Annotated in this window: 1 protein-coding gene; it reads right to left on the reverse strand. The window is 63.8% G+C overall.

Features of this window, described 5'->3' with window-relative positions; all coding sequences use genetic code 11:
• The coding region (locus KVP70_RS35905) for an AMP-binding protein (RefSeq protein ID WP_439897416.1) at positions 1-294 on the reverse strand (294 nt) is incomplete at its 3' end.
• Between the last annotated feature and the right edge of the window lie 15 nt (positions 295-309).

The raw sequence follows: 309 nt of genomic DNA on the forward strand, positions 1-309 counted from the left end.
ATAGATCACATACGCCAGGTGCCGCGCCGTCAAGCCCAGCTGCGCCGGGTCGGGATTGTGCGATGCTTGACGCGCCATGGCCGCGCCGTCTTCCTCTCCGTCGAGCAGCAGCACCGGTATCGCCAATACCGCTTCGGCCGCAGCCGGCAGGCGCTCTTGCATCCCCGTCTGCGTCAGCAGCGCCACCGGCGCACTGTCTTGCAACATGTACACCAGACGCTCCTGGGGATAGCTCGGGTCGAGCGGCACATACGCGCCTCCAGCCTTCAAAATCCCCAGCAAGCCAACTATCATCTCAACACTGCGTTC

This window comes from Duganella violaceipulchra, from assembly GCF_019166075.1.
GTDB lineage: Bacteria > Pseudomonadota > Gammaproteobacteria > Burkholderiales > Burkholderiaceae_D > Rugamonas > Rugamonas violaceipulchra.